The following is a 24,526-nucleotide window of genomic DNA, read 5'->3' as shown; positions in this document are numbered from 1 at the left end:
TTTATTCGGTCGTTTGTTTCTCTGTTGACTTGATGACGCGCGTTCCATCCGAAATGGTTGTCTCATATATTTCCACCTTAAGCCCGGTTTGTTTCAAATAATCTCTCGAAACTTCCTGCTTAAACTGCTCTACTGTATTGGTCCGTACCAGGTTGATGGTACAGCCGCCAAATCCGCCGCCCATCATCCTTGAGCCGATCACGCCTTCCACTTTTTTTGCAACCTCAACCAAGATATCCAGCTCCTTGCAGCTTACCTCAAATTTGTGCTGCAACCCTTGATGAGACTGAAACATCTTCTCCCCAAATGCACCGATGTTGTCTTGCTCAAGATCATCACATGCATCCAACACACGCCGGTTCTCTTCAATCACAAATTTACATCGCTTGTAAACAACATCATCCATCTGATCTATATACTCTTCCAGCATTTCAATAGTTACATCCCGAAGTTTTTTCACTTGCGGGTGTGACTTTTGAATAATAGAAACTCCCTCCTCACACTGTGTTCTGCGGACATTATACTCAGAGCCCGTAAGTTCACGGCGAACTCCGGTATCGCACAGTACAATTTTAAAATCGGGGTCGCGAAATGGAATTTTATCATACTCCAGAGTACGGCAATCCAGCTTCAAGGCGTGGGATTCTTTTCCATTTATACTGGCAAATTGATCCATGATACCGCACTGGACTCCCACAAATTCATTCTCAGCTTTTTGAGCTATCTGAGCCATATTCATGGTAGAGATTTTCCATCCATTCAATTCAGCCAATCCATAGAGAACCCCGCCCTCGAGAGCGGCTGAGGATGAAAGCCCGGCCCCGATTGGCACATTTCCGCCAAACACGCAGTCGAACCCCACGCTGTTCATTCCATGTTTTCGAAGCTGATCCACTACTCCCAGAATATAATCGGGCCAACCCATTCCTGATTTTTGGAGACTGGAAGTAAGTTCTACATCATACTCTTCATTCATATCCACTGAAAAGAGTCGAATTCGCCCTGTATCATTTAAATTCATGGCGAGCCAAATTGCCTTATCAATCGCGGCGGGGAGTACAAATCCGTCATTATAATCGGTATGCTCTCCAATCAGGTTTACCCGTCCGGGGGCTTCGATGATCAGATATTGATCACCGAATCTTTTTTGAAACTCAAATTCAATCTGTTCAATCATTTATGCGTTGAATTTTTTTCGTTACCAGAATACAGCGTAGAGAACCGCTACAATGATCAATATTGCATAAGCACCGATATTGAACGCAGGGCCGGTTTTAAACATCTCTGAAGTTGTATGAATCGCTTTCGGATCCTCATCGGATGGATTGGTAGTCAAACTTACTCCTGCAATAATCACAATGGTGATGATGAGTGTGTAGAACATCTGATCGAGGAATGGCATCTCAAGCGCCGGTACCTTGAGCAGCAGGGCAACAACAATGGATGAAAGCACACCGTAAATCGCTCCTTTTGTCGTCGTTTTCTTCCAGAAAAGCCCCATAATAAACACGGCCAAAATACCGGGACTCACCAATCCCGTATACTCCTGGATATATTGAAACACCTGTGGAACATTGGCCAGCTGAGGCGCCATCAGAATGGCAATAAGCAGTGCAACGGCAGCCGTAATTCTACCGGTATTTACTGTTTGCTTATCGGTTGCATTTTTGTTGAAATATGGACGATAAATGTCCATTGTAAAGATCGTGGCAATGGAATTGAGCATCGATGCCAGCGAGGAGACAATCGCCGCCGCAAGCGCCGCTACCACCAAACCCTTAAAGCCCGGTGTTAAAAATACCCTGATTAACCACGGGTAGGCATTATCGTAAACAATACTCCCATCCGGGTTGGTAAACACATCCGCTACACCCGGTATGATTGTGGTTCCTTCCGGCTGTACATAGAGTACATAAACGATGATTCCCGGAATCACAACAATCAGAGGGATGATCAGTTTCAGAAAGCCTGCAAATATAATTCCTCTCTGAGCTTCCTGTAAAGATTTGGCAGCCAGTGTTCGCTGAATGATGTACTGATTAAATCCCCAGTAGTAGAGGTTTGCAACCCATAAACCGCCAATTAACACTCCAACTCCGGGCAGATTTGAATATTCAGGATTCGACTTATCCAAAATCATATTAAACTTCTCGCCCGCAACATCGTAGATATGAACCATGCCGTTCAAAATTCCTCCGTCGGGAGTTACATGATTCAAGGCTGCAATGGTTGTAACCGTACCCCCGATAATCAATAGAACAACCTGGAGAACATCCGTCCAGGCAACTGCCGACAAACCTCCATACAACGAATAAGCCGCAGCAATAAAAGCCAGTCCAATCAACGCGGGAATTAACAGGCTTCCATCCCCGGTTCCCATAATGGTATCCATAGCTCGGGCACCGAGGTACATCACCGTGGTTAGATTGACGAATACAAAGAGTGCAATCCAGAATACCGCCAGAATGGTTTTAAGCGTGGTATTAAATCGATACTCAATAAACTCAGGAATGGTAAAAAGCTCTTTCTTGATGAAAATGGGCAAGAAATACTTACCCACAATAATCAACGTAACGGCAGCCATCCATTCGTAGGAAGCAATCGCCAGCCCCACCGCAAAACCCGATCCCGACATCCCGATAATCTGTTCAGCCGATATATTGGCCGCGATGAGCGAAGCGCCAATGGCCCACCAGGGAAGCGACTTCCCCGCCAGGAAATAATCTTCCGCATTTTTTTGATATCCCTCTTTCTCCCGCGACACCCATAAACCCAGTCCCACAATAGCCAGGGCATATGCCACAAAAACGATTGTATCTAATAAGGCGAATTCCATAAGTTTATTTTGTTAGTTTCTATATTTTAAATTTTCCGTCTTGGACTGAGATTTTCAGAGACCACTCTCGCATTTGCGATGGTTGAATCTCCAGATGTTCACCCCACTCCATCGCTTTATTTAAACTATCGGGGCGACCGATGCACGGCTCCAGTGCAACGGTCAGATCTTTTTCATCTGAATCTTCCGGCCAGCCACCGTAACAGAGCCAGATTCCCAGATTGGGAATGACATTCGTATCAAAATCGAAAATGAGGGATTCATCTGTCTGCTTGCGGTAGATTCCTGTCCGGCCGGTATGTAGTTTTTCCGAAAAAAATTTCCCTGCAAACTCAGTCTCTTTTGGCTGTACTACCGATAGATCAAACGGGAGCTTTTTTGTTTTTAACTCATGCCACGACAATCGATCACCAAACTTGCCGATTCCCTCTTCCGACATTCCATCCACCAAAATCTCATTCAGCTCTAGAGGCAGCACCAGTTCATCCCCAGGATTTACATTTAACAATGGATGAGACGACCAGATAAACGGAATAGCGAAATTCCCTAAATTCTCCGCCCGGTATCGTATTATCAGCGAATCACCATCGAGCTGAACCCACTTTGAAAAACGATAGTTCAGCTTTTTTCCATAAGTGGTCAATTTCATACCCGCACCTGCTTGTTCCACTTCCCATCTTGAATTCCAAAGTTCACCGTGATCCGGCAGTTCGATAGTCTCTCCATTTAAAGAGATCAAACAGGGAGCAACGGTTGGGAAGCAGTCGTCAAAACCGGCCGCATAAGGTAGCTGAAAATCCTGTCCATACGCCGGGAGTTCAACATTTTGATAGTTTTCATCTGTCTGATGAAGAAATTGAGTACCGGACTTTCTTCGTACAATCCCTGAGATTTTCCCACCCATTTCGGGAAGCACAGTCACAATAAGTCGGCTGTTCACCAAAACCATTTCACGGTTTAGCGGAGCCGAACCAACCTCTTTTTCTATGGACAGATCATCTTTCATTTAGTAGTCTTCTTATGTTAATCCGGCATCCCCTCGTTATCCAGTCGACCCAGCCTGTATTTATCAAACACGTTGATTACCGGCAGCGCATTGCCGTCATCATCAAAAAATCCCCGCGATCGCAATCCGCCCATCACAGCCGGCTCCCACCACATGATTCCTTTAATTTTTTCACTGTTGATGCTGAGCATCGTCTCATTCACAGACTCAAGAAATTCAACCTGACCTTCCGGAGTCTCTGGGTATGGAGCTCTGGCGTTTTGATACTCGCTGGGGCGCCAGTTGTACGCCGTTTCAACCAGCATGATATCCTTATCAAAATGGCGGTCAAGTGAAAGAAGATTGGCTCTGAATTCAAGCAGATTTCCATGCCACCACGGATAGTACGAGAGGCCGATCATGTCGTAAGGAATATTGTACGATTCAAACTTCTCATAAAAAGCCCGGGCTCCCACTTTATCCGCACCCTGATCGTAGTGAATCATGATGATGGGACGAGCCTCCTGACCTCGTCCGGCATCCACCCCGTCAATCCCGGCTTTGGTCAGATTTGCGTAGTTGTCCCAGTTTTCGGGCAGTTTACCGGTTGGCCAAAGCATCCCGTTCCGGGTTTCATTCCCGATCTGAACCATCTCCGGCATCACTCCTGCTTCACGGAAAGCAGTGATGGTATTTTTGGTGTATTCGTAAACAGAATCAGCCAATACATCCACCGAAAGTCCCTCCCATGCAGCGGGAATCGGTTGTTTACCGGGATCGGCCCAGCTATCGGCATAGTGGTAGTCGAGCAGAAATTTAAACCCATACTCTTTCGCCTCCTGAGCCAGTTCAATAGTGTACTCTAAATCGTTCGGGAGTTCATCGGGGGTGTGAAACAGTCGCAAACGAATCCAGTTGTAACCGTGATCGGAAAAGATTTCCAAACCCGGTTTCACCACACCCTCATCCCTAAACTCCACACCCTGTTCCTCGGCCATTTTCAAAAATGAAAGGTCTGCTCCGATTGCGTAAGTGATGTCTGCCTGTTGTTTGATCTCAACCTGTTCCTGGCCATTTGCTATTTGTACAGACAGCAGGAAAATAACCGTGATCACTGCCCCAAATCTTCTACTTTTACTCATCATACCATCTCCTATTGGTTTACTCTTCAACTTCAATGTCTAAACGGGCGGAAGCTAATCCATCAGAGTACGCTTCAACTGCCACTATACCTGAACTTTCTCCGGCCCGAAGCAGTATGGTTGCGATTCCGGCCTCCGCTTTAATCGGATTGTACCCGATCAACTCAGCGTCTCCCTCCACCTCAAAATGTACTTCCTGATCTGTGATGGGAATTGTTGTGCCGTTTTCATCCACAATGGAGGCGTATATGAACACAACATCATTCTGTCCTGCGGTTAGATTTCTGCCGCTGCGATCGTACTCCAGTTTAACGGTAGCCGGCTCTCCAGGCGTAGATCGTTCTGTTTCGGTAACAATCTCTCCGTTAATGTATCCCACTGCCCGTAATGTGCCGGGTTCGAACTCTTCAAGATCAAAGGTAAATGGCGGATGATTCAGATGTGTCGATACCCGGTCGCTGTCCGGTGATTTTCTCCCAAGGGATTCTCCGTTCAAAAACAGCTCAACCTCCTCGGTATTGCTGTATATTTTAGCCGTTGTATAATCAGGATCATGCCAGTAATTGGCGATATAGATCATCGGCCGGTTGAACTTTGCAGCCGGATCCATGCTGGGTTCGACCTGACTCTGATAAAAGTAGTTGGTGAACTTGGGCAGCCTGAAAATATCCCGAATTCCCGATGCTTCCAGATCCACATCGTAACCGCGGTTGTAGTCGTACATCACCCAGTTGGCATCACCAAACGCCCAGCCTTGAAGGTTGCTGTTGTGCGCTTCCTGAAAGTTGAGCGCCTGCTGAGCCAGCCGAACCTGTCCGTCGCCCCGAAGCTGTCGTGAATTCCGCTCTTCTTCCTGAAGATCTTCATAGGCATCCTGGTTAAATCCGGCATTGTGAGCGTAGTATTCCCAATCGCCATACTCGGCAATAAATAGCGGTTTCTCCTGCGGATAACTCGCCCAGTACTCCGGTGGTGAGGCGTGCTGCCGTGCCGGAATAAAGATGTCGTAGGCGTGATCAATCCAGCCGCTGCTGTAGGTATCCTCAAAGGGAAGCTCCTCATGTACAATGTCGTGCGCCTTTTCCATGAACGATTCAGGCATATCCGACTCATTCAGCGAGGCTTCCCAGATTATAATACTTGGATGATTGCGGTCGCGACGAATCATCTCACGTACATCACGGAGAGCCAGTTCCTGGAATTCCGCATCACCGAAAAACTGCCAGCCGGGGATGGCGTTCATAAACAGTAGCCCGAGTTCATCGGCGGCTTCCAAAAATGCAGGATCCGGCGGATAGTGTGCAATCCTGATAAAGTTGAACCCGGCCTCTTTGATTTTATACGCATCCCGGAATTGAGCATTTTCTGAAAGCGCGTATCCGATGTACGGATACGATTGATGCCGGTTGGTGCCGCGCAGCTGAAGGGGTTCCCCGTTTAGCACAAACTGATGATCGTCCGTAAATTCGATCGTACGAATACCGATCCGCTTCTGCCAGAAATCGATTGCTTCCCCACCTTCAAACAACTCGATGGAAAGCGTGTAAAGAGAGGGCGAGCCGGGTGACCATAAGTCCGGATTCTCTATTGTAATCGATTGTTGAAACAGATGATAATCTCCGGCCCCGATCTCCACTTCATCCGAGACCCGTTCCGTTACAATCTCTCCCTCTTTGTCTTTTAGAACAATTTTGATAACTCCATTTCTGGCCGCCTGGTCAAAATTCTCAACATCAACCTGAATATTCGTTACTGCAGATTCATCCGATACATCCGTGTAGTTTACCCGGACGCCGCCCGCTGAAACCCGATCGGCTGCAATCGGATCGGTAATTTGCAATTTCTCATCCACCAGCAAATCCACATTCCGATAAAGTCCGCTGAACCAGTTAAAATCGAGCGTTTCTATCGGTTTACCGGGCGGTATGGTGGGATTGTTTTCATTATTCAGTTTGACCAGAAGAACATTTTCACTGTCCACATCCACTCTGTCGGTAATATCCACCACAAATGGAAGATACCCGCCTTTGTGAGTTTGGATCATCTCCCCGTTCAGCCACACATCCGCCTCGTGCATCGCGCCATGAAATCGAAGTGCGATATGCTTTTCGGCCTGATCCTGATTGATCTCAAAAAACTTTCGGTAGAACGCATCGCCCTGCCACTGTTGATCCGATATGACCAGCGGTTCGATGTTGGCAGTATGTGGCAAAGAAACCGCTTCCCAAGCAATCTGCGAATTTCGATTGAAATAATCTTCAGTAACCTCCGGATCGATATCCTTTACAAACTCCCAGTCTTTGTTAAAATTGATGGTTGTCGGGTCGTAATATTCTGTTGTATCCGATTCGGCGCTGCATCCCGCAATTAGTAACAGGAGAGAAAAAAGTAGGGTGATGTTTCGCATAGCGTGTATGATTACAGTTCGTAGTCGTTTGTCATAAAATTGATGCCCTGATGGAGATCTCCATCGTAGTCAAAGAAAGCGTTGTTTTCCCAAGAAGATCCCGTTCCCCAGAGGTCTTTCATGTCGGATGTGATCCAGGCCGGCTCCCAAACCATCACGCCGCTTCCGCCTCCCTCAATTACAGCTTTTGTCAAATCAACCAAGTATTGAAGCTGACCCTCTTTTGTAGCGGGATAGCCGGACTCAACCGAATCCTCCCCAAAAATATTGGTGTAGTTGTCGGCATTCTCAAGCGTCCACGGATAAGCCGTCTCTACAATCATGACATCTTTTTCAAACGTGGTTCGAAAAGATTGAATGTAGCCGCTCAGTTCATTTAGCGGAGTATCAGAGAATTGACTGTAATATGATAGACCGATTATATCAAAGTCTGAAACACCCCCGGATGAGGTAATGTTTTCAAACCACCACTCTGTATTTTCGGGCTGAGCTATGTGGAGAATAATCTTTGGATTGATTTCAGATTCTGCGCCTGCATCCCGAACCGCCTCAATCCCGCTATTGATTACGGCCCCGAGATTTTCCCAATGCCCATCACATCCGTTCAGCGGTGGAAAATTTTCCGGAGAATTGGTGTACATCATCCCGCAATTGGTCTCATTGCCAACCTGAACAAATTCCGGCATTAACCCTTCAGCATTCAATTTTGAAAGAGTTTCATACGTGTAGTTATAAACTGAATCTCTCAACACCTCTAAATCCGTTATCTCCATCCAGGCTTGAGGAATATCCTGGTGCGACGGATCGGCCCAGATATCGGAGTAGTGAAAATCGAGATTGACTGCCATCCCCTGCGCTTTCGCCTCCTTCATACTTCGTTTCACATCATCAAATCCGCTGTAAAGAGGTTTATCGTCATCGTTGTACACTTCGGTTTGAACCCACTCGGGATTGTGCCACAGACGCAGACGAACTGTATTGGTTCCGTGGTCGGCAAAAATCTGATATGGATTTTGCTCTTCACCATCCACAAAATAAGTTCCGCCGTGATCCAATACCTGATTCACATACGAGAGATCGGCCCCCATTACAAATTCATCGGCAGAATAAAAAACAGGATCTGAATCATCGGGCTGACCTTCATCATTCACCCGGGGTCCAATGGAAGAATCAGACGAACATGCATTGAATGATAACAATAGCAGGATTATCGATAGTAAGTGACTCATAAATCAACCGGTTAGTGCAATTGAAGAACTTTGTTTCGCTAAAATGTTATCGTTAACATTTACTATCAATATACTACAAATAGTGAATCTTTCAAGAATTTATCGGTGAGTGATTACTGAATTAACACCCACAGGATCGACGAATTTTCAACGTGGCTTCAATTTCTATATCTTCAGCAGGCTCACCCTCGTTCTCGATAATTTTTAATAGTTTTTCGGCTGCCCGCTTACCTACTTCGTATGCCGGCTGATGAACCGTTGTAAGCGGAGCGGATACAAGCGGAGCGCGGATCTCATCTGAAAAACCGGTAATGGCAAGGTCCTCAGGAATTTTCAATCCCAATTCGGTAGCTGCCTCCATCGCCCCAAATGCAGCCGGGTCATTCACACAGACAACCGCTTCGGGTCGAGCTGACACCGGTAAGTCGAGAAGTTTTTGCATGGCATTATACCCACCCTCTTCTTTAAATCCTGACTCGATAATCCAATCTTCATTGATTACAATACCGTGATTTTCTAATGCTCTCTTATATCCAAGGTATCGCTCTTTTCCGATGGTCACATGCCGAGGGCCACAAAAATGCGCAATTTTTTGATATCCGTGCTCTTCAATCAAGTGGTTGGTAATCGCTTCCGAGCTTTCCCTGTCATTCACATGCACACAGCTTGCACCCAATCCATGGATACAGCGATCAAAAAAAACCAGCCTGGTTCCCGTTTCCAGTATCGATTCATAAAAAGAGTAATCTTTCTCGGTAAGTGATGAAGAGATTAAAATCCCATCCACCTGTTGAGATCTGAGTGTCTGAATAGCGTGTTTCTCACGATCAAACTGCTCATTTGCGTTCGTCAAAATCAGCTGGTAATCGGTTTGATAGGTAATCTCTTCAATTCCACGAACGACTTCCGGAAAGAAAGCGTGTGTAATTTCGGGAATAACCACTCCAATGGTTTGCGTCTTGCTCGACACCAAACTTTTGGCCACCCGGTTCGGTGTGTATCCCATGTTCTCCGCTTTCCGCAAAATGCGTTCGCGTGTTTTACCATCCACGTTTGAGCGATTGTTCAGAGCACGCGAAACTGTCATGGTTGAAACACCTAAAGCTTCAGCGATGTGTTTGAGGGTAACTTTTTTGCCCACCGATCTGTTTTTTTGAGTCTGATATTATTAAACGTACCTGTTTTTATAATGCAAAACTTTCAGGAAAGAAGTAAAAGTTGATTCCCATCCACTTCAATTTTGTTGAATTGTTGCTACAATCAACGATTATCGCTTTATTCCATCCATACTTTAACTGATCAAAATTGTATGAATATTCGACTGCTTATCTATTCGGTACTTGTTTTTCTATTTATCTCTGCATGCTCACAGTCCGGTAATGAATCTCTTTACGACCTGCTTGACCTGGAAGAAATTACGGTAGATCAACTGCAGGAACGATACAGTAATGGAAACTTAACCGCTTCTCAGGTAACACGAGCTTATCTGGATAGAATTGAAGCAATTGATCGTAACGGACCGGGTTTAAACTCCATCCTGACCGTAAACCCCAACGCTCTGGAAATTGCCGATGAACTTGACCGTGAACGGCGTGATGGAAACGTACGTGGACCGCTGCACGGAGTTCCCATCATTCTGAAGGACAATATCAATACCACGGATATGCAGACAACAGCAGGATCCCGTTTTATGGAAGGATCGGTTCCATCCGAAGACGCTTATATCGTCAAACGATTACGCGAAGAAGGGGCTATTATCCTGGCCAAAGCAAACCTGAGTGAATGGGCAAACTTCCACAGTAACCTCTCCTCCAGCGGATGGAGCGGTTTGGGCGGACAGGTGAACAATCCTTACGATATCACCCGAAATCCGTGCGGTTCAAGTTCAGGGTCCGGTGTGGCTGCATCGGCAAATCTGGCAACGTTAACAATTGGCACCGAAACCAACGGGTCAATCGTCTGTCCGTCCAACGCCAACGGAATTGTTGGGTTTAAACCAACAGTCGGGCTTTGGAGCCGAAGCGGAATTATCCCGATCTCCTACACCACAGACAGTGCCGGTCCTATGGTGCGTACTGTTCGCGATGCCGCCATTCTGCTGGGTGCGGCCACCGGTGTAGACCCTGATGATGCTAAAACATCAGACAGCCAAGAACACATTCACGAAGATTATACACAGTTTTTGAATGAAGGTGGTCTGGAAGGTAAGCGTATCGGACTTTTCACTCAGCCAATGGGAAATCATTTTCGGGTTGATACTTTGATGAATCAGACCATTCAAAAACTTGAGGAGCTTGGAGCAGAGGTCGTTGAAATTGATCAAATCTCCGAGACCAACATAGGGGGCGACGCATTTCAGGTATTGCTTTACGAATTTAAAGACGGCCTAAATAAATATTTTGAATCACTGGGTGAAGATGCTCCCGTTTCCAGTATTGAGGAGCTCGCTGAAATGACCCGAAATAATCCCGAAGAGACCGAGCGATTTGACAGAAATCTGATCTTTATGGCTGCTGAAAAAGGAGACCTGCAAAATGAAGAGTATCAGGCAGCTCTCGAAAATATGCTGCGCCATAGCCGTAATGAAGGAATTGACAAGGTGATGGATGAACAAAATCTGGACGCATTTGTCTCCCCAACCGGTTCACCTGCATGGAAAACAGACCTCACATTGGGCGATAACTTTGCCCTCTCCTCCAGTTCACCTTCAGCCCGCGCTGGTTACCCAATCATCACGGTTCCGATGGGTGAACTCGATGGATTACCTGTTGGTGTTTCGTTTTTTGGCAGGCCTTGGAGTGAACCTATTCTGCTCGAAATCGCTTATGCCTATGAGCAGGCAACATTACATCGTATCATTCCCGAATTCAGAAATTAAGACAGAACAATCGGCACAAAACAACAGATGAGTTCAACCCCGCTTCTTGAAGGCAGGAACATCCACTTTCGCTATGGTGATGAAGTAATTTTTGAAAACTTCAACTTCGTCATCCATAAAGGTGACAAGGTTGTTCTGAAGGGTGAATCGGGAAGCGGAAAAACCACTCTTTTTCGATTAATTCTTGGATTTGAGTCTCTTCAGCAGGGTGATATTTTATATCAGGGTGAATCTTTAAAGAATCCGGAAACCATCCGAAATCTGAGGAAAAATTCCTCATGGCTTCCACAAGATCTGAATATCGGTACGGGTTTGGTTGAAGATGTTATTCTCTTTCCGTTCACATTTCAAGCCCACAAAAAGATTAAACCCAATCAGTCTGCAATCGAAGCTACACTACAGAATTTTGGCTTAACCCCGGATGAAATTCTACAAAAGTCATACTCAGATTTATCAACCGGTCAACGACAACGAATCGGACTGGCAATCTGTGTCTTACTTAATCAGCCCTTTATTCTTTTAGATGAACCCACTTCAGCGCTGGATCACGATTCCAAGTCGAAAGCAGCCGATTTGCTGCTCAACCAAAATAAAAGAACACTCCTCTCAACCTCTCACGACCCGTTTTGGGTTGAACGTTGTGAAAAAGTTATAGACTTAAATCCGTAGACGAAATACAGTGGATATTATTCAACTCAGTTGGTTTCAGTTATCAATCGCATTTATCAGTCTGTTGATCCCGGCTGCCATTCTGGGTTACTACAAAACCGGGCTGAACAGCAAAATGCTAATCGCCACTGTACGCATGACGCTCCAGCTCATTTTTGTCGGATACTATCTGGAATACCTGTTTGAGCTGGACAACGCCTGGGTAAACCTCGCTTGGATTATGGTGATGGTGATTGTAGCCGATTTTGCCACCATTGACCGCAGTGAGCTCAGCCGGAAGAAAGAATTGTTAATTCCGGTTTTCGCGGCCACCTTTTTCGGTATTGTACTCATCAATTTCTTTTTCCTTGAACTGGTAATTCAGCTACCCGAACTGCTGGAAGCCCAGTACGCCATTCCCATAACCGGGATGGTACTCGGCAACTGCCTCCGCAGCAACGTGATTGGCATCAATGATTTTTACTACAGCCTGAAGGAGAACCGGGAGCGGTTTCAGTTCTTCTTATCATGCGGTGCCAGCAGAAGTGAAGCGCTCTATCCGTTTTTTCAGACAGCACTCAAAAAGTCGGCAAACCCTACCCTGGCCTCTATGGCAACGATCGGGCTGGTTTCATTGCCGGGAATGATGACCGGTCAAATTCTGAGCGGAAGCTCCCCGATGACTGCCATCCAGTACCAGATAATGATTATGCTGGCCATCTTCTCCGGGACGATTCTCTCCGTTTATCTCGCCATCAAGCTATGCAACCGAACCGTTTTCTTTGAGAATGACATGCTCGATGAGTCGATTTTAAAGGGTTAAAATTTGCCTATCTAATAACATGATATTTCTATCCCTTTCATGCCTTAGACGTTCCCCCAACTCATTCAAACCTGATTACCGAAATTCCTGCTACATAGGAATACCTTGTTTAGCATTTCGAGCTCAAGCGTTTAACCAAACAGTTGTAATGGATACACCTGTCAACGTTCAAAGAACTTGGCAGGTCTGATTTCTTGGAACGTTATGTGAATGAGCATGCTAAAAAGCTTTTGAACTATTTCCCGGACGCTGCCAGGCTGTTTAATCCTCACGAAACATTTCACCCGGCATATAGTTTATGATAAATTGAACATAATCTCACAACCGCTTAGCAACATTCACCATTTTGAAATCAAAACATCTTTCACCTTTTCCGCATTGGAAAAAAGTTCTATCGGTAGCTGTTCTCACCCCGATCCTGCTATTTATGTTCATTTTTCTACTGACACTTTTGGGGCTATTCGGTCACGTTCCCGGCACAAAAGAGATCAGTAATATTCATCAAGCCAATGCGACCGTACTGATCTCCTCGGATGGAGTAGAGATCGGAAGTTTTCAGAATCAGAATGTCTCGAACATATCCCTGAATGAAGTTGACACAAAATTTCTAAACGCGCTTCTTGCTATTGAAGACATTCGATTCAGATCACACAATGGTATTGATTATAAAGCGCTTGGCAGGGTCTTCATTAAAACCATCCTGCTTGGTGAAAACGCAGGCGGGGGAAGTACAATTACACAACAGCTTGCCAAAAACCTCTATCCGAGGGAGGAGTACGGACGCTTTTCACTATTTACCGATAAGCTTCGCGAAATGATCATCGCGCGCAGGATTGAATCGGTCTACTCAAAAGACGAAATACTGGAACTCTATCTGAATCACGTCTCATTCGGTGAAGACACATTTGGAATTGAGATGGCTTCCTACCGTTTTTTTAGCAAGTCGTCTTCCGACCTCTCACTGAATGAAGCTGCAACCCTGGCCGGAGTACTGAAAGCGACCACCTATTACAACCCGCATCGCAATCCGGAACGTGCAAAAGCAAGAAGAGATCTGGTTATTCGTCAGATGGAAAAATATAGCCTGATTGATGAAGAAACTGCCAGTGAGACCATCACAGAGCCTCTTGCTACAAGGTACAACCGATCTGCAGGTCTGCAAAACCTCGCCCCATATTTTAAAGTTCAGGTCCGAAAAGAACTGAGCACCATTCTTGACACACTCAACATTAAAGGTGATCTGAATGTTGAATCACCGGATCAGGGACTTATCGTACACACTACGCTCAATTCCCGTATACAGAATGCCGCAGAAGAAGCGGTTAAAGCTCAAATGAAAGAGCTCCAGCAAATTTTTGATCGTGAAGTAGATCGCAACCCCATATTTGGTGAGGATGATCCGGAAATTATTAGAGTTTGGGAACAGAGTGCGCAGTTCAGAGAACTAAAAGCTGAGGGATTAAGCGAACAGGAGATTCAGGTAATCCTGCATGAACCTGCTCCATCCCTATTATTTTCATGGGAAGGATACAGACAGGTTGAACTTTCTCCCTACAATGAAATTCGTTACTACCTCTCCTTTCTGAACGCAGGGTTCTTTGCCATAGACCCTGTAACCGGACATGTGAAATCGTGGGTTGGCGGCATCGATTATCGTCACTTCCCATACGACCAGGTGCTTGCTTCTCGTCAGCCGGGTTCAGCGTTTAAACCGATTCTTTATGCCTCCGCAATCGAATCGGGCAGAACACCATGCGACTACCAGCGAAATATTTTGGCTCAATATGCCTCATACGATGACTGGACACCCCGTAATAACAATGAAGAGTATGGCGGCCGCTACTCCCTGCAGGCGGCACTGGCACAATCAGTCAATACCGTAGCTGTTCAGCTTGCGGCGGAAACCGGAATGGAGCAAATCGGTGAAACAGCAAGACAGATGGGTATTCGTACCTCCCTGCCGGATGGTTTATCCGTTGCGCTTGGAACGGCTCAAATGTCACTTATGGAGTTAACAACGGCATACACCTCTTTTTTGAATGAGGGCAAACCGGTTGAACCGATTTTCATCACCAAAATCTACACCGATGAGGGAGAACTCATCTACGAAGGCGGAGAAAAAGAGAATGAATCCAATCAGATTCATCTCCCGGTCTCCGGTAGTCTAAAAATTGAAACCCCGTTCTCTTCACAACCTCCGGATGGAATCTCAGACGCGACTGCGGCAACAATGGTTGCAATGCTCGAAAAAACGGTGAATGAAGGAACCGGCAACCCGTTGCGTACACGTTTTCAAATCAATCATGCATTAGGTGGGAAAACAGGAACTACCCAAAATTTTACCGACGGCTGGTTTATCGGTTTTACACCGGACCTGGTTTTTGGAACCCGGGTAGGCGGATGGAACCACAGGGTACGATTTCGTGAGTATCCGGCTTATGCCTCACAGACCGCCCTGCCAATAGCCGGTCTGTTTCTACAAAAATTGAGTCAAGATAACGCCTTGAGTTCACCTCCTGAAAAGTTCTATTCCCACCAGATCGATTCTCCGTTCTCCATGGAGTGCCGGGATACTCGGAATGACCGAATCACCGACAGAATCCGGGATTTTTTCACCGGTAAAAGCAGTGATGAACCTCGTGTGGTTGATCATGAGGACGAGAAAAAAAATAGGGGCAATATCTTTAAGCGGATAGGCAGAGGACTTGGAATTGTCAATGATGACGATGATGAGAAGCATTAAATAATTCCTTGCAAACCTTCATTAAATATGATCAAACCCTGAACTGATAAATTTTTGTTTTTTCTACCTGACTTTGTTAAATACTTTAAAATTAACGAATTCGGGTTTCATGAAAAATCAAGGTAAACTGCTGATTGGTGGAGTCGTTTCAGTTCTGATTGCATTTTCCCCGGCATTTCTATTTCAAAATTTGTGGATCGGCTACACGGCAGCATTCATGACTGCAGTTATCTGGTTGATAATTGTGGATCAAAGAGTAGCTTCTAAAAATGAAAGTCGCGCTGCCCTATTCAGTTTTCGGGTCATTATTCTACTGCTAATCGTTACTCAGGCACTTGCTTCCATTCAGTTCTACATAAATTCTGACCGCCAAAAAGAAACCTTGAGAACCATTCGCACAACCATAATTCATGGTATTTCACAAACAGAGATGGAAAAAACACTTTTATATACTCTGAGGCACTACTATCAGGAGTCTGAGCCATCAAATGCCACTCTTGAGGAATCTTTCAGAACTCTTTTTACAGAACGATTAAATGAAGATGGAACAATATCACCGGAAGATCCTGATGAGGAAAGAGAAATGCCTCTTCTTTATGAAGTAGCAGACCCCGATTCTATTGTTCTTTCTGTCTCGGCCGTTTTCACCCCTGGGTATGATTCAAATTTTGAAAACAGCAATGGCAACCGAGGTATGTATGAAGCTAAAGCAACATTAACAAAAGAAGGAGTGGTATATGAACGGCAGAACTAAATCCTACACCCCCTGGATTATTGTAGGACTCATCATTGTGGTTTTGATTTTTGCAGAATATCTGTTGACTTCTGTTTACAGTGTTTTTCCTCACAATTCGTGGATCTACTATTTTATCAACTCAGTTGTGATACCCGGTTCCCTTATTCGGCAGCACATTACTATCGAAGCAATCAATTGGTTTGGCGGAAATGACGTAGCCTTGGCATCCTTTTACCGGATGGCATTCATCATTGTCGCAGGGATGCTTGTACTGTTCGTGTTTCTTCCATGGCTTTTTCTGAAAGGCAGGCTAACCTCACTATCAGAGGAAAAGGAATATCCAATCTATTGGTACTTTACCGCAGCTTTTTTGTGTCTGGCAATTCTACTCTCCTCTTTTTCACTGTTTCAACAAACAAACGTTTCGGCCAATAACAAACAAAGTTTGGAAGCAAGCCGTACATTAGACCAGCTTCGTTCTTATATGGTATCCGTAGCTTTTGATGCCGCTGAATGGTGGATACTTCCTCAGGAAGCCGGCGGCGGTGGGGGAACGTTTGCGCCGGAAAGAGGTGAATCATTTGCATTAAATAAACTCTCATCTTATGATGCGAACTATTCAGATTTTGATATAACAATCGAGGGCGAACCAAAAGACTCTACAGTTATTTTGATTGGAAAGGTTATCAACAACAGTAATGAGGATGGCACTCAGGTGCAACGATCGCTGGAAGTAACCCCCTACGATGACTCCCTATTCAAATTCTTGAACAATCATTTTTCTGATTAAAATAATCTGAACGTTTCGATACCCGGTTTTCGTTGGATAAACCAATTATCAACTGATTCTGATTGAATTTTCAGATTTTTTTAGTACTGTTCATCAAAAGCCGTTATGTCGAAACTCTCTGCTGAGGAGAAATTTATTGATCTCTCCGACTATGGTCGTCCGCTGGCTCTGCGCATCGCTTGTGCTTTTTCAAAAACAGCCGTTACACCGGTACATGTCACACTCCTTTTCGGAATATCCGGACTTATAGCCTCCCTACTGATCATTCGGGAGTACTACGTTACGGCAGGACTATTTTTGATTCTGAAATCGATCCTTGATGCTGCAGACGGTGAACTTGCCCGCCTCAAAAAAACTCCTTCTTATACCGGTCGTTATCTGGATTCGGTTTTTGACATCATACTTAACTTCATCATACTCGGAACTATTTTCAACGTTACCGGTCAACCGGCCTGGATGTTTGTTACTGCATTCGCGGGTGTTCAGCTACAGGGAACCCTCTACAACTATTACTATGTAATATTACGTCATAAAGCTGCCGGTGGGGATAGAACGAGTCGTGTTTTTGAGAAAGAGGTTCCGCAAGCTCTGCCCGGAGAAAGTCAGAAATCGGTTACCGCACTATATATTGCATATAAATTTTTCTATTCAATTTTTGATCAAGTGATCTATATAATAGACAAAAGTGCATCAACCAGTAACACACTTCCAAAATGGTTTATGACGCTCCTCTCTGTGTACGGTCTTGGGTTTCAGTTATTACTAATCGCCCTCTTTTTGTCCATTGGACTCATTGAATGGATTTTGCCGTTTTTTATCTGGTATTCATCAGGAATTCTATTCTTTATTCTTTTACGAAGAGTTTTGAATCGAAATCAATAACTGATATTTTTAAATCATAGGGATTTGGAGCAGGGGTAAATCAGAGTAAGCCCGACCCCCTATCTCTTTGTGCTTTCCGCATTTTTGATGAACTTACATTCAAATCCATTTAACCATTAGAGTCATGAAAATACTTGTTCCTACCGATTTTTCTGAACTGAGTGAGAAAGCACTTGCCGTTGCTAACAAATTTGCAAAACTGATGGGTGGAACTGTTACTCCATTCCACTCACACATCCCAATTTCTGAACTTGACGAGCCTTATGCTCTCGGTATGAGTTCGCAGATGTATCAAGACTTCGAAGAAATTGAAAATTCGCTTACCGATCGGCTAAAGCAGTTGGCTGAGGAGCACGTGGATAAAGGAATACTTAAAAAACCGATCGTTATGATGGGAAACCCGGCTCAAAGTATTGTCGATACATCTGAAGAGTTCGATTACATTGTAATGAGTACACACGGTCGTACCGGATTCAGCAGATTTTTATTAGGATCTGTTGCTGAAAAAGTTCTTCGATTAGCCCACACACCGGTTCTTATAGTTGAGAATGAGTCAGAGGTTGATGATTTCAAGAAAATTCTGGTAACAACCGACTTTTCGGACAATGCAGCCAGTGCCTATCCTTATGCCCGACAAATTGCAGAGAAATCCGGTGCTGATTTAGATCTCGTACATGTGGTAAGTTTTGATCAGTTTGAAGAAGAGGATGAGGAGAGCATCTCAATTTCAGATATTCGGGAAAAACGGATCAAATTAGTGGAAAAAGAGTATTTCCATTCGTTGAAAGGAGAGGTTAACTCAATGGTGATTATTTCGCAAGACTCCCCTCACGAAGCCATTTTCAATCACGTGAATGATAACGAATATAATTTAATTGTAATGGCCACCGTTGGGCGTACCGGTATTAACTATTTGATGATGGGAAGTACTACGGCAAATCTTGTTCGACATGTCAAAACTGCTGTACTGAGCATCAACCCAAAACGAGATAAAAAATAAAAAAGGAGATTTTACTTCATTCAATATAAATTGAACGCTTTTTTCGAGGTTTGCTTCTCAGATTTGATCTAATGAAGTCGCTTGTGAATTTCTCTGACCGTTAATCATCGTCTGATTTGCACTCCGTTTCAAACTTTCCCAGACTCACTCAATGCCCGGTTCTCAGTTCACGAACAGCCGGGCTGATTTTTCTACCCTTCCGGTATAAATTTCTTTAATTATTTGAAATAATCAGGCTCTAAGTATATCTACGTATCCAACTAATTCAAATGAAGTTAGATAACTCTATTATTTATTTTGACCCGCTACTTTTAAATTTGAGAAAAGCTGTAAGGAATTGATGAAATCTGTTCCTTATACAATAGAGAGCAATCTTTAATCCGATATTAAGAGAGTTGATAAATCAGAGATAAGATTGGAGAACATCTGAGAAGCGTGTGAGCAGCGTTTCTCAACACACCAACAGAGGATTTTGGCGGACACCCAAAATCCTCTATTTTTTTATCTATACTTTTTGTGATCATATCATTCCATTGCCGATCTAGAATGAAAGTTCAGCATGTAAGCCTCTTCCCTTTTAATAAAAGATCACGTTCTCTCCAGTCAGGTAGAAAGTGATCCATCAACCGATAGAATCGTTTACTATGCAGACGCTCAAGCAGATGAACCATCTCATGTACAACAACATATTCCAAACAAGCAGGATCTCGTTTTGCAAGTTCCAGGTTTAACCAAATTCGTTTTGCCCGGATGTTGCAGGTTCCCCATCGGGTTTTCATTCGCTTTACGCCAAACTCATTTACGTTAACACCCATTGGTTTCTCCCATTTCTTTATCAGAACGGGAATACGCTTTTTCAACTCGGAGCGATACCACTCATTCAGTACCGATTCACGTTTTTCTCTGGAGCTACCCGGCCTTGTGTGTAGCAATATCTCCTCTTCAGATAGAATCACTCCCGGCTTCTCCTCAATCAGTTCAACTCTCATTGGCATCTGGGTTCCCCAAATGTTGTGAGTTTCACCACTTATAAATCTACTCTTATGAACTTTCTGCCTGTCAGTTGAATCTCTCTTATTCAGATGCTTTTTGATCCATTTGTACTTTTTTTTGGCAAATAACTCTGCGGTTCTCAGGCTGCACCGTCTCGGAATTGACATCGCCACCCTGCCGGCAGATGGATAGATTCGGATATTGAGATTTTTGACTCGTTTACGCGTCACTTCAACCTCAATATCCCAAATCTGAATGGTCTGTTTTGATGACATGGATAGCTTAATCCCGCATCAACTTTTTATACTGAATACGTGTGGGCTGATCTTCTGATATTCCCAAACGCTCTCGCCGATTGGCCTCGTACTCCTCATAGTTTCCTTCAAACCAGTAAACCTGACTGTTGCCTTCAAAAGCAAGTATGTGCGTAGCCACACGATCCAGGAACCAACGGTCGTGCGAAATTACTACGGCGCACCCTGCAAACTCCAGCAGCGCTTCTTCAAGAGCTCGTAATGTATTTACATCCAAATCGTTGGTCGGCTCATCCAGCAGCAGTACATTCGCTCCCTCTTTCAGTATTTTGGCAAGGTGAACTCTGTTTCGCTCACCCCCCGAAATTTCACTCACTTTCTTCTGCTGATCACTTCCGCTGAAATTAAATCGAGCTACATATGCACGGGAATTCATCTCCCGGTTGCCCAGCTTCACAATATCCTGTCCGCCGGAAATCTCTTCCCAAATACTCTTTTGCGGATCAAGCGGACGCTTCTGATCCACATAACCCAATTTCACTGTATCACCTGTTTCAAAATTACCGTTGTCCGGTTCTTCTTCTCCGGTTATCATTTTAAAAAGTGTAGTTTTACCGGCACCGTTCGGGCCAATCACACCCACAATTCCACCAGGCGGCAAATCAAAACTCATGTCTTCCATCAGCAATTTGTCACCAAATCCTTTCGACACATGCTCGGCTACAATTACCTTATCACCCAAACGAGGTCCGGCCGGAATGTAAATCTCCATCTCTTCCCGTCGTTTCTGATTCTCTTCAGAAAGCAGTTTTTCATATGAGTTAATCCGTGCCTTACTCTTCTTACGGCGGCCTTTTGGATTCTGACGAATCCACTCCAGCTCCTGCTGCAACGTTTTTTGCCTCTTGGACTCTTCCTTCTCCTCTTGTTCGAGTCTCTTCTTCTTCTGTTCCAGCCAGGATGAATAATTCCCTTCAAATGGAATACCCTCACCGCGATCCAGCTCAAGGATCCATCCGGCAACATTGTCGAGGAAGTAACGATCGTGAGTAACGGCGATGACAGTCCCCTCATATCGGGCAAGGTGCTGTTCCAGCCAGCCAACTGACTCTGCATCCAGGTGGTTGGTCGGCTCATCCAGCAGCAACACATCCGGTTTTTGAAGCAGCAGCCGGCATAGTGCTACACGACGTTTTTCACCACCTGACAGCACTTCAATTTTGGCATTTCCCGGAGGTGTTCGCAGTGCATCCATTGCCTGCTCCAGTTTGGAATCAATATCCCAGGCACCAATTCGATCAATCTTTTCCTGAAGTTTGGTCTGCTTCTCAATCAGAGCCTCAAAATCTGCATCCGGGTCACTGAACCCTTCATTGACCGCTTCGTACTCTTTGATCAGATCCATCGTCTCCTGAACACCTTCCTGAACAATCTCCTTCACGGTCTTTTCCGGATCTAGCTCAGGCTCCTGAGGAAGGTAACCGAATGTTATACCCTTCTGGCGGGAAATATCACCTATGTAATTATCATCCTCTCCGGCAATGATTCTCAACAGTGTACTCTTACCGGCACCGTTTAATCCCAGCACCCCAATTTTGGCACCATAAAAGAAAGAGAGGTAGATGTCCTTCAAAACAGTTTTGTTGGGCTTATAAACTTTACTGACCCCAACCATCGAAAATATAATCTTCTGATCGCTCAATGCACTAACCGTTAAATTCAAATGTTATTTTGGATGATGAAAATACAGTTCTAATGCATCAAAAACGAAAAATTTAGATTAAATTGATCCTGATAAATTAAACTTTTCGCACTTTCACAAGAGCAATGATTACCCTACTGATCGTGTTCAAACAAAAAAGCTGAATTCTGAATGATACTTCTATTAACTCCGGAAATCGTCTTACTGGTTCTTGCCCTCTCTAAAGAGGGTGATATGGATGACACAGCCCTCTCCCTGGCTATTAAAAACGGAGATCAAAAAGCATTTGAGGAGTTCTTCAATCGTCATTACGATCCTCTTTACAGATTTTTAATCAGTCGGAGAATGGAGCATGAAGAAGCGCGAGATCTAGCCCAGAAAGCATTTGTGATGATATGGGAAAAGCGCCAAGGCATAGACGAAACCAAATCTCTTCGCTCCTACCTCTTTACCATCGCATACTCCCGGATGCTCAATCATGTGGAGTACAGATCAAAATTCAGTGATGAAGATCCTGCAGATAACCACTCTCCGGCACTCAATACAGATCATTCTATTGATTTTAAAGAGTTAGTGAATGTTATCAGGCAAATTATATCTCAAATGCCTGAGAAACGCGGAATGGTGTTTGATCTCTGTTTTATGCAGGAGTTTTCCTATAAGGAAGCAGCGGATGCAATGGATGTGAGTCCGAAAACGATAGAAAATCACATGGCTCTCGCATTTAAAGATCTTCGAAAAAAATTAACTCAAATGTACGGTGAGAGTTTATTGACCGATTTTCAAAAATCAAATAAATGATTAGGGGTTTACCCCCTCTTGATCTGTAGTAAGAGTGAACAATGAAAGTAATTGATGCATTGATATGAAAAGTAAGATCCTTCTGGGAATATTAATATGTGCTGGATTTCTGCTGCATGGATGTACCATTGACAGCTTTGATGAAAACAGATCTGTACTTAATGAGGATGAACTTCGAATAACCGGCCAAATTATTGGAGAGTCGGTCTCAGAAAATGAAGCCGGCCTTCTTTCCAGTTTTTCAGAAGCGTTTGCAATTCCAACCAACAACGGTCTTGCTTCCGGCAATTCCGTTCTCTCTACCGGAAGTTTTAGAAATCTTCAAAATTACAGCTACGAATACAACCCTGCTGAGGGGAAACATCTTGTACAGTTCAGCCGGATAGACGCCATTACCGGAGCAGCCACCGATTTTAACCTGGAATATATCTTTCGAAACAGCAACGGAGAGTTTATTGAGTTTCCAAACCAAAACAGCCAACAGATTGAATCTCTGGAATTCACGGGGCATCGAACCGGACAAATAGAAACTGCCGCTAAATCCTCCGTATATAATCGAAAAGACCGTTTTATACTGGATGGAATTTCAGATCAATCTGCTACACTCAAACTGGACGGTTCACACACCGGTGAAGGTCGGTTTGTCAGAAATGAGCTCAATAATCGGGTTGAACGGGATTATCTTCTTGAGATCAATTTTCTGGACGTGCGAATTGAAAAGGGAATTGTTGAACAAAACCGAAGCTTTCGAAAAGGAGTGAATGGAGCCGTTAGTTACGAATCAACCATTCAATCCAATCAGAATGGAAGCAACCCGGAATCCAAGATTGTTAACGGCACCCTCGATTTTAACGGAGATGGAACCGCGTTATTAAAATTTCAACAGACGTTTAACACTTTTCGCATCCGCCTGGAAAACGGTGATGTATTTGATGATGACGAATTTGAAGGTTTGGTGATGGAGGTCAACACAGAGGATCAGACGTTTAGAATCTCCAACGGACAGATCATACATCTCACTGATGAAACCGAGATCGATGATGATTCTGACTATTTTTCACTTGAGGATGTGGCCTCCGCCATTTCAAATGGTCAGCGAATTGTAGCTGAAGGCGACTACTATCGTCCAGAAGACGGTGTGAACCTTTGGATTGCCACAGAGATGGAGTTTGAAATAGAAGAGAATGAATTTGAAGATTTTGTACTTAGTTTGAATCCGAATGACAGTACATTAACTCTTGCCACCAATGAAACCTTCTATTTTACAGCTAAAACGGATATTGAGTTTGATGACGGATTCGAATCCCTTCAAGACGTGGCGGATGCGCTCAACCTAAACTTACCCGTATTCGCAGAAGGCGATTTCTATATAGATCCGGAGACAGACCGCTATATTTTGACAGACGTGGACTTTGAGCTTGAGCTGAGCGAATTTGAAGAGCTCATTCAATCCGTTGATCTTGAGAATCAGATCATCACACTGATCAATGGGCGACAAATTCTAATAACAGATGAGACCATTATTGATGCTGAAGGTGATTTAATATCGCTCGAGGAAGTTGTTCAAGCTTTAGAAGATGGTGAAGAAATTGAAGCAGACGGTGAATATTACTACAGCTCTACCGATGCAATCTGGATTGTCTACAGCGTTAAGTTTGAAGTTGACTGATAGTAAAC

General features: G+C 44.4%; 19 protein-coding genes. 10 read left to right on the top strand and 9 right to left on the bottom strand.

Going from position 1 to position 24,526, the window contains the following annotated elements; genetic code table 11:
- Window position 1: 1 nt before the first annotated feature.
- The 7 genes from galK to BG260_RS02050 all read right to left on the bottom strand — a co-directional run bounded on the left by galK (window position 2) and on the right by BG260_RS02050 (window position 9,740).
- Window positions 2-1,177: a galactokinase gene (gene galK, locus BG260_RS02080; protein ID WP_069130283.1), complete on the bottom strand. Its 1,176-nt coding sequence runs from the start codon at window positions 1,175-1,177 to the stop codon at window positions 2-4.
- A gap of 21 nt (window positions 1,178-1,198) precedes the next feature.
- The gene (locus BG260_RS02075) at window positions 1,199-2,836 is read right to left on the bottom strand and encodes a sodium/sugar symporter (protein ID WP_069130282.1); all 1,638 of its coding nucleotides are present in this window, start codon (window positions 2,834-2,836) and stop codon (window positions 1,199-1,201) included.
- A gap of 19 nt (window positions 2,837-2,855) precedes the next feature.
- A complete protein-coding gene (locus BG260_RS02070; protein WP_069130281.1) occupies window positions 2,856-3,842 on the bottom strand; it encodes an aldose epimerase family protein in 987 nt (328 codons plus the stop codon).
- A gap of 17 nt (window positions 3,843-3,859) precedes the next feature.
- Window positions 3,860-4,966 (bottom strand): glycoside hydrolase family 53 protein, encoded by a 1,107-nt coding sequence (locus BG260_RS02065; protein ID WP_069130280.1) that lies wholly within the window; start codon window positions 4,964-4,966, stop codon window positions 3,860-3,862.
- Window positions 4,967-4,982: 16 nt separating this feature from the next.
- Window positions 4,983-7,370, bottom strand: a complete 2,388-nt coding sequence (locus tag BG260_RS02060) for a glycoside hydrolase family 2 protein (protein ID WP_069130279.1) — start codon at window positions 7,368-7,370, stop codon at window positions 4,983-4,985.
- Between the two features lie 11 nt (window positions 7,371-7,381).
- Entirely contained in the window at window positions 7,382-8,599 is a 1,218-nt protein-coding gene (locus tag BG260_RS02055; RefSeq protein ID WP_083750046.1) for a glycoside hydrolase family 53 protein, read from the bottom strand.
- 121 nt (window positions 8,600-8,720) lie between these two features.
- The gene (locus tag BG260_RS02050) at window positions 8,721-9,740 is read right to left on the bottom strand and encodes a LacI family DNA-binding transcriptional regulator (RefSeq protein WP_083750045.1); all 1,020 of its coding nucleotides are present in this window, start codon (window positions 9,738-9,740) and stop codon (window positions 8,721-8,723) included.
- A gap of 168 nt (window positions 9,741-9,908) precedes the next feature.
- Between BG260_RS02050 and BG260_RS02045 the strand changes: the two genes are divergently transcribed.
- The 8 genes from BG260_RS02045 to BG260_RS02010 all read left to right on the top strand — a co-directional run bounded on the left by BG260_RS02045 (window position 9,909) and on the right by BG260_RS02010 (window position 19,099).
- Window positions 9,909-11,477 carry an amidase gene (locus BG260_RS02045; RefSeq protein WP_069130277.1) on the top strand — a complete coding sequence of 523 codons (1,569 nt, stop codon included), beginning with the start codon at window positions 9,909-9,911 and terminating at the stop codon, window positions 11,475-11,477.
- Window positions 11,478-11,504: 27 nt separating this feature from the next.
- Entirely contained in the window at window positions 11,505-12,146 is a 642-nt protein-coding gene (locus BG260_RS02040) for an ABC transporter ATP-binding protein (RefSeq protein ID WP_069130276.1), read from the top strand.
- A gap of 10 nt (window positions 12,147-12,156) precedes the next feature.
- Window positions 12,157-12,948: an ABC transporter permease gene (locus BG260_RS02035; protein WP_069130275.1), complete on the top strand. Its 792-nt coding sequence runs from the start codon at window positions 12,157-12,159 to the stop codon at window positions 12,946-12,948.
- Between the two features lie 346 nt (window positions 12,949-13,294).
- The gene (locus BG260_RS02030) at window positions 13,295-15,691 is read left to right on the top strand and encodes a transglycosylase domain-containing protein (RefSeq protein WP_083750044.1); all 2,397 of its coding nucleotides are present in this window, start codon (window positions 13,295-13,297) and stop codon (window positions 15,689-15,691) included.
- Between the two features lie 109 nt (window positions 15,692-15,800).
- Window positions 15,801-16,445, top strand: a complete 645-nt coding sequence (locus BG260_RS02025; protein ID WP_069130273.1) for a hypothetical protein — start codon at window positions 15,801-15,803, stop codon at window positions 16,443-16,445.
- Window positions 16,429-17,217 carry a hypothetical protein gene (locus tag BG260_RS02020; protein WP_069130272.1) on the top strand — a complete coding sequence of 263 codons (789 nt, stop codon included), beginning with the start codon at window positions 16,429-16,431 and terminating at the stop codon, window positions 17,215-17,217. Before BG260_RS02025 ends, BG260_RS02020 begins: the two co-directional genes overlap by 17 nt.
- Before the next feature lie 105 nt (window positions 17,218-17,322).
- Entirely contained in the window at window positions 17,323-18,099 is a 777-nt protein-coding gene (locus BG260_RS02015) for a CDP-alcohol phosphatidyltransferase family protein (protein WP_069130271.1), read from the top strand.
- Window positions 18,100-18,223: 124 nt separating this feature from the next.
- Window positions 18,224-19,099 carry a universal stress protein gene (locus BG260_RS02010; RefSeq protein WP_069130270.1) on the top strand — a complete coding sequence of 292 codons (876 nt, stop codon included), beginning with the start codon at window positions 18,224-18,226 and terminating at the stop codon, window positions 19,097-19,099.
- 554 nt (window positions 19,100-19,653) lie between these two features.
- Here the strand turns inward: BG260_RS02010 and BG260_RS02005 are convergent.
- Together BG260_RS02005 and ettA are read right to left on the bottom strand one after the other, a co-directional pair.
- Window positions 19,654-20,367, bottom strand: a complete 714-nt coding sequence (locus BG260_RS02005) for a M48 family metallopeptidase (protein WP_069130269.1) — start codon at window positions 20,365-20,367, stop codon at window positions 19,654-19,656.
- A gap of 7 nt (window positions 20,368-20,374) precedes the next feature.
- Window positions 20,375-22,048, bottom strand: coding sequence for an energy-dependent translational throttle protein EttA (gene ettA / locus BG260_RS02000; protein WP_083750043.1), 1,674 nt, complete (start codon window positions 22,046-22,048; stop codon window positions 20,375-20,377).
- Between the two features lie 171 nt (window positions 22,049-22,219).
- On the opposite strand from ettA, the gene BG260_RS01995 reads away from it, so the two are divergent.
- Both BG260_RS01995 and BG260_RS01990 read left to right on the top strand, forming a co-directional pair.
- Window positions 22,220-22,849 carry an RNA polymerase sigma factor gene (locus BG260_RS01995; protein ID WP_069130268.1) on the top strand — a complete coding sequence of 210 codons (630 nt, stop codon included), beginning with the start codon at window positions 22,220-22,222 and terminating at the stop codon, window positions 22,847-22,849.
- A gap of 64 nt (window positions 22,850-22,913) precedes the next feature.
- Complete coding sequence (locus BG260_RS01990) at window positions 22,914-24,518, top strand: DUF5666 domain-containing protein (protein ID WP_069130267.1); 1,605 nt, start codon at window positions 22,914-22,916, stop codon at window positions 24,516-24,518.
- Window positions 24,519-24,526 lie beyond the last annotated feature (8 nt).

This window comes from Rhodohalobacter halophilus (assembly GCF_001715195.1).
Lineage (GTDB): Bacteria > Bacteroidota > Rhodothermia > Balneolales > Balneolaceae > Rhodohalobacter > Rhodohalobacter halophilus.
The sequence above is the reverse complement of the archived record's forward strand: the minus strand, read 5'-3'. Positions and strand labels throughout refer to the sequence as shown.

Excerpts from the sequence above, each read along its gene's own strand:
- BG260_RS02055 (WP_083750046.1), bottom strand. The coding sequence starts at position 8,599 with ATGAGTCACTTACTATCGATAATCCTGCTATTGTTATCATTCAATGCA.
- BG260_RS01990 (WP_069130267.1), top strand. The coding sequence starts at position 22,914 with ATGAAAAGTAAGATCCTTCTGGGAATATTAATATGTGCTGGATTTCTG.
- BG260_RS02025 (WP_069130273.1), top strand. The coding sequence starts at position 15,801 with ATGAAAAATCAAGGTAAACTGCTGATTGGTGGAGTCGTTTCAGTTCTG.
- BG260_RS01995 (WP_069130268.1), top strand. The coding sequence starts at position 22,220 with ATGATACTTCTATTAACTCCGGAAATCGTCTTACTGGTTCTTGCCCTC.
- BG260_RS02070 (WP_069130281.1), bottom strand. The coding sequence starts at position 3,842 with ATGAAAGATGATCTGTCCATAGAAAAAGAGGTTGGTTCGGCTCCGCTA.
- BG260_RS02045 (WP_069130277.1), top strand. The coding sequence starts at position 9,909 with ATGAATATTCGACTGCTTATCTATTCGGTACTTGTTTTTCTATTTATC.
- BG260_RS02060 (WP_069130279.1), bottom strand. The coding sequence starts at position 7,370 with ATGCGAAACATCACCCTACTTTTTTCTCTCCTGTTACTAATTGCGGGA.
- BG260_RS02040 (WP_069130276.1), top strand. The coding sequence starts at position 11,505 with ATGAGTTCAACCCCGCTTCTTGAAGGCAGGAACATCCACTTTCGCTAT.
- BG260_RS02075 (WP_069130282.1), bottom strand. The coding sequence starts at position 2,836 with ATGGAATTCGCCTTATTAGATACAATCGTTTTTGTGGCATATGCCCTG.
- BG260_RS02020 (WP_069130272.1), top strand. The coding sequence starts at position 16,429 with ATGAACGGCAGAACTAAATCCTACACCCCCTGGATTATTGTAGGACTC.
- BG260_RS02005 (WP_069130269.1), bottom strand. The coding sequence starts at position 20,367 with ATGTCATCAAAACAGACCATTCAGATTTGGGATATTGAGGTTGAAGTG.
- BG260_RS02010 (WP_069130270.1), top strand. The coding sequence starts at position 18,224 with ATGAAAATACTTGTTCCTACCGATTTTTCTGAACTGAGTGAGAAAGCA.
- BG260_RS02065 (WP_069130280.1), bottom strand. The coding sequence starts at position 4,966 with ATGATGAGTAAAAGTAGAAGATTTGGGGCAGTGATCACGGTTATTTTC.
- BG260_RS02015 (WP_069130271.1), top strand. The coding sequence starts at position 17,323 with ATGTCGAAACTCTCTGCTGAGGAGAAATTTATTGATCTCTCCGACTAT.
- galK (WP_069130283.1), bottom strand. The coding sequence starts at position 1,177 with ATGATTGAACAGATTGAATTTGAGTTTCAAAAAAGATTCGGTGATCAA.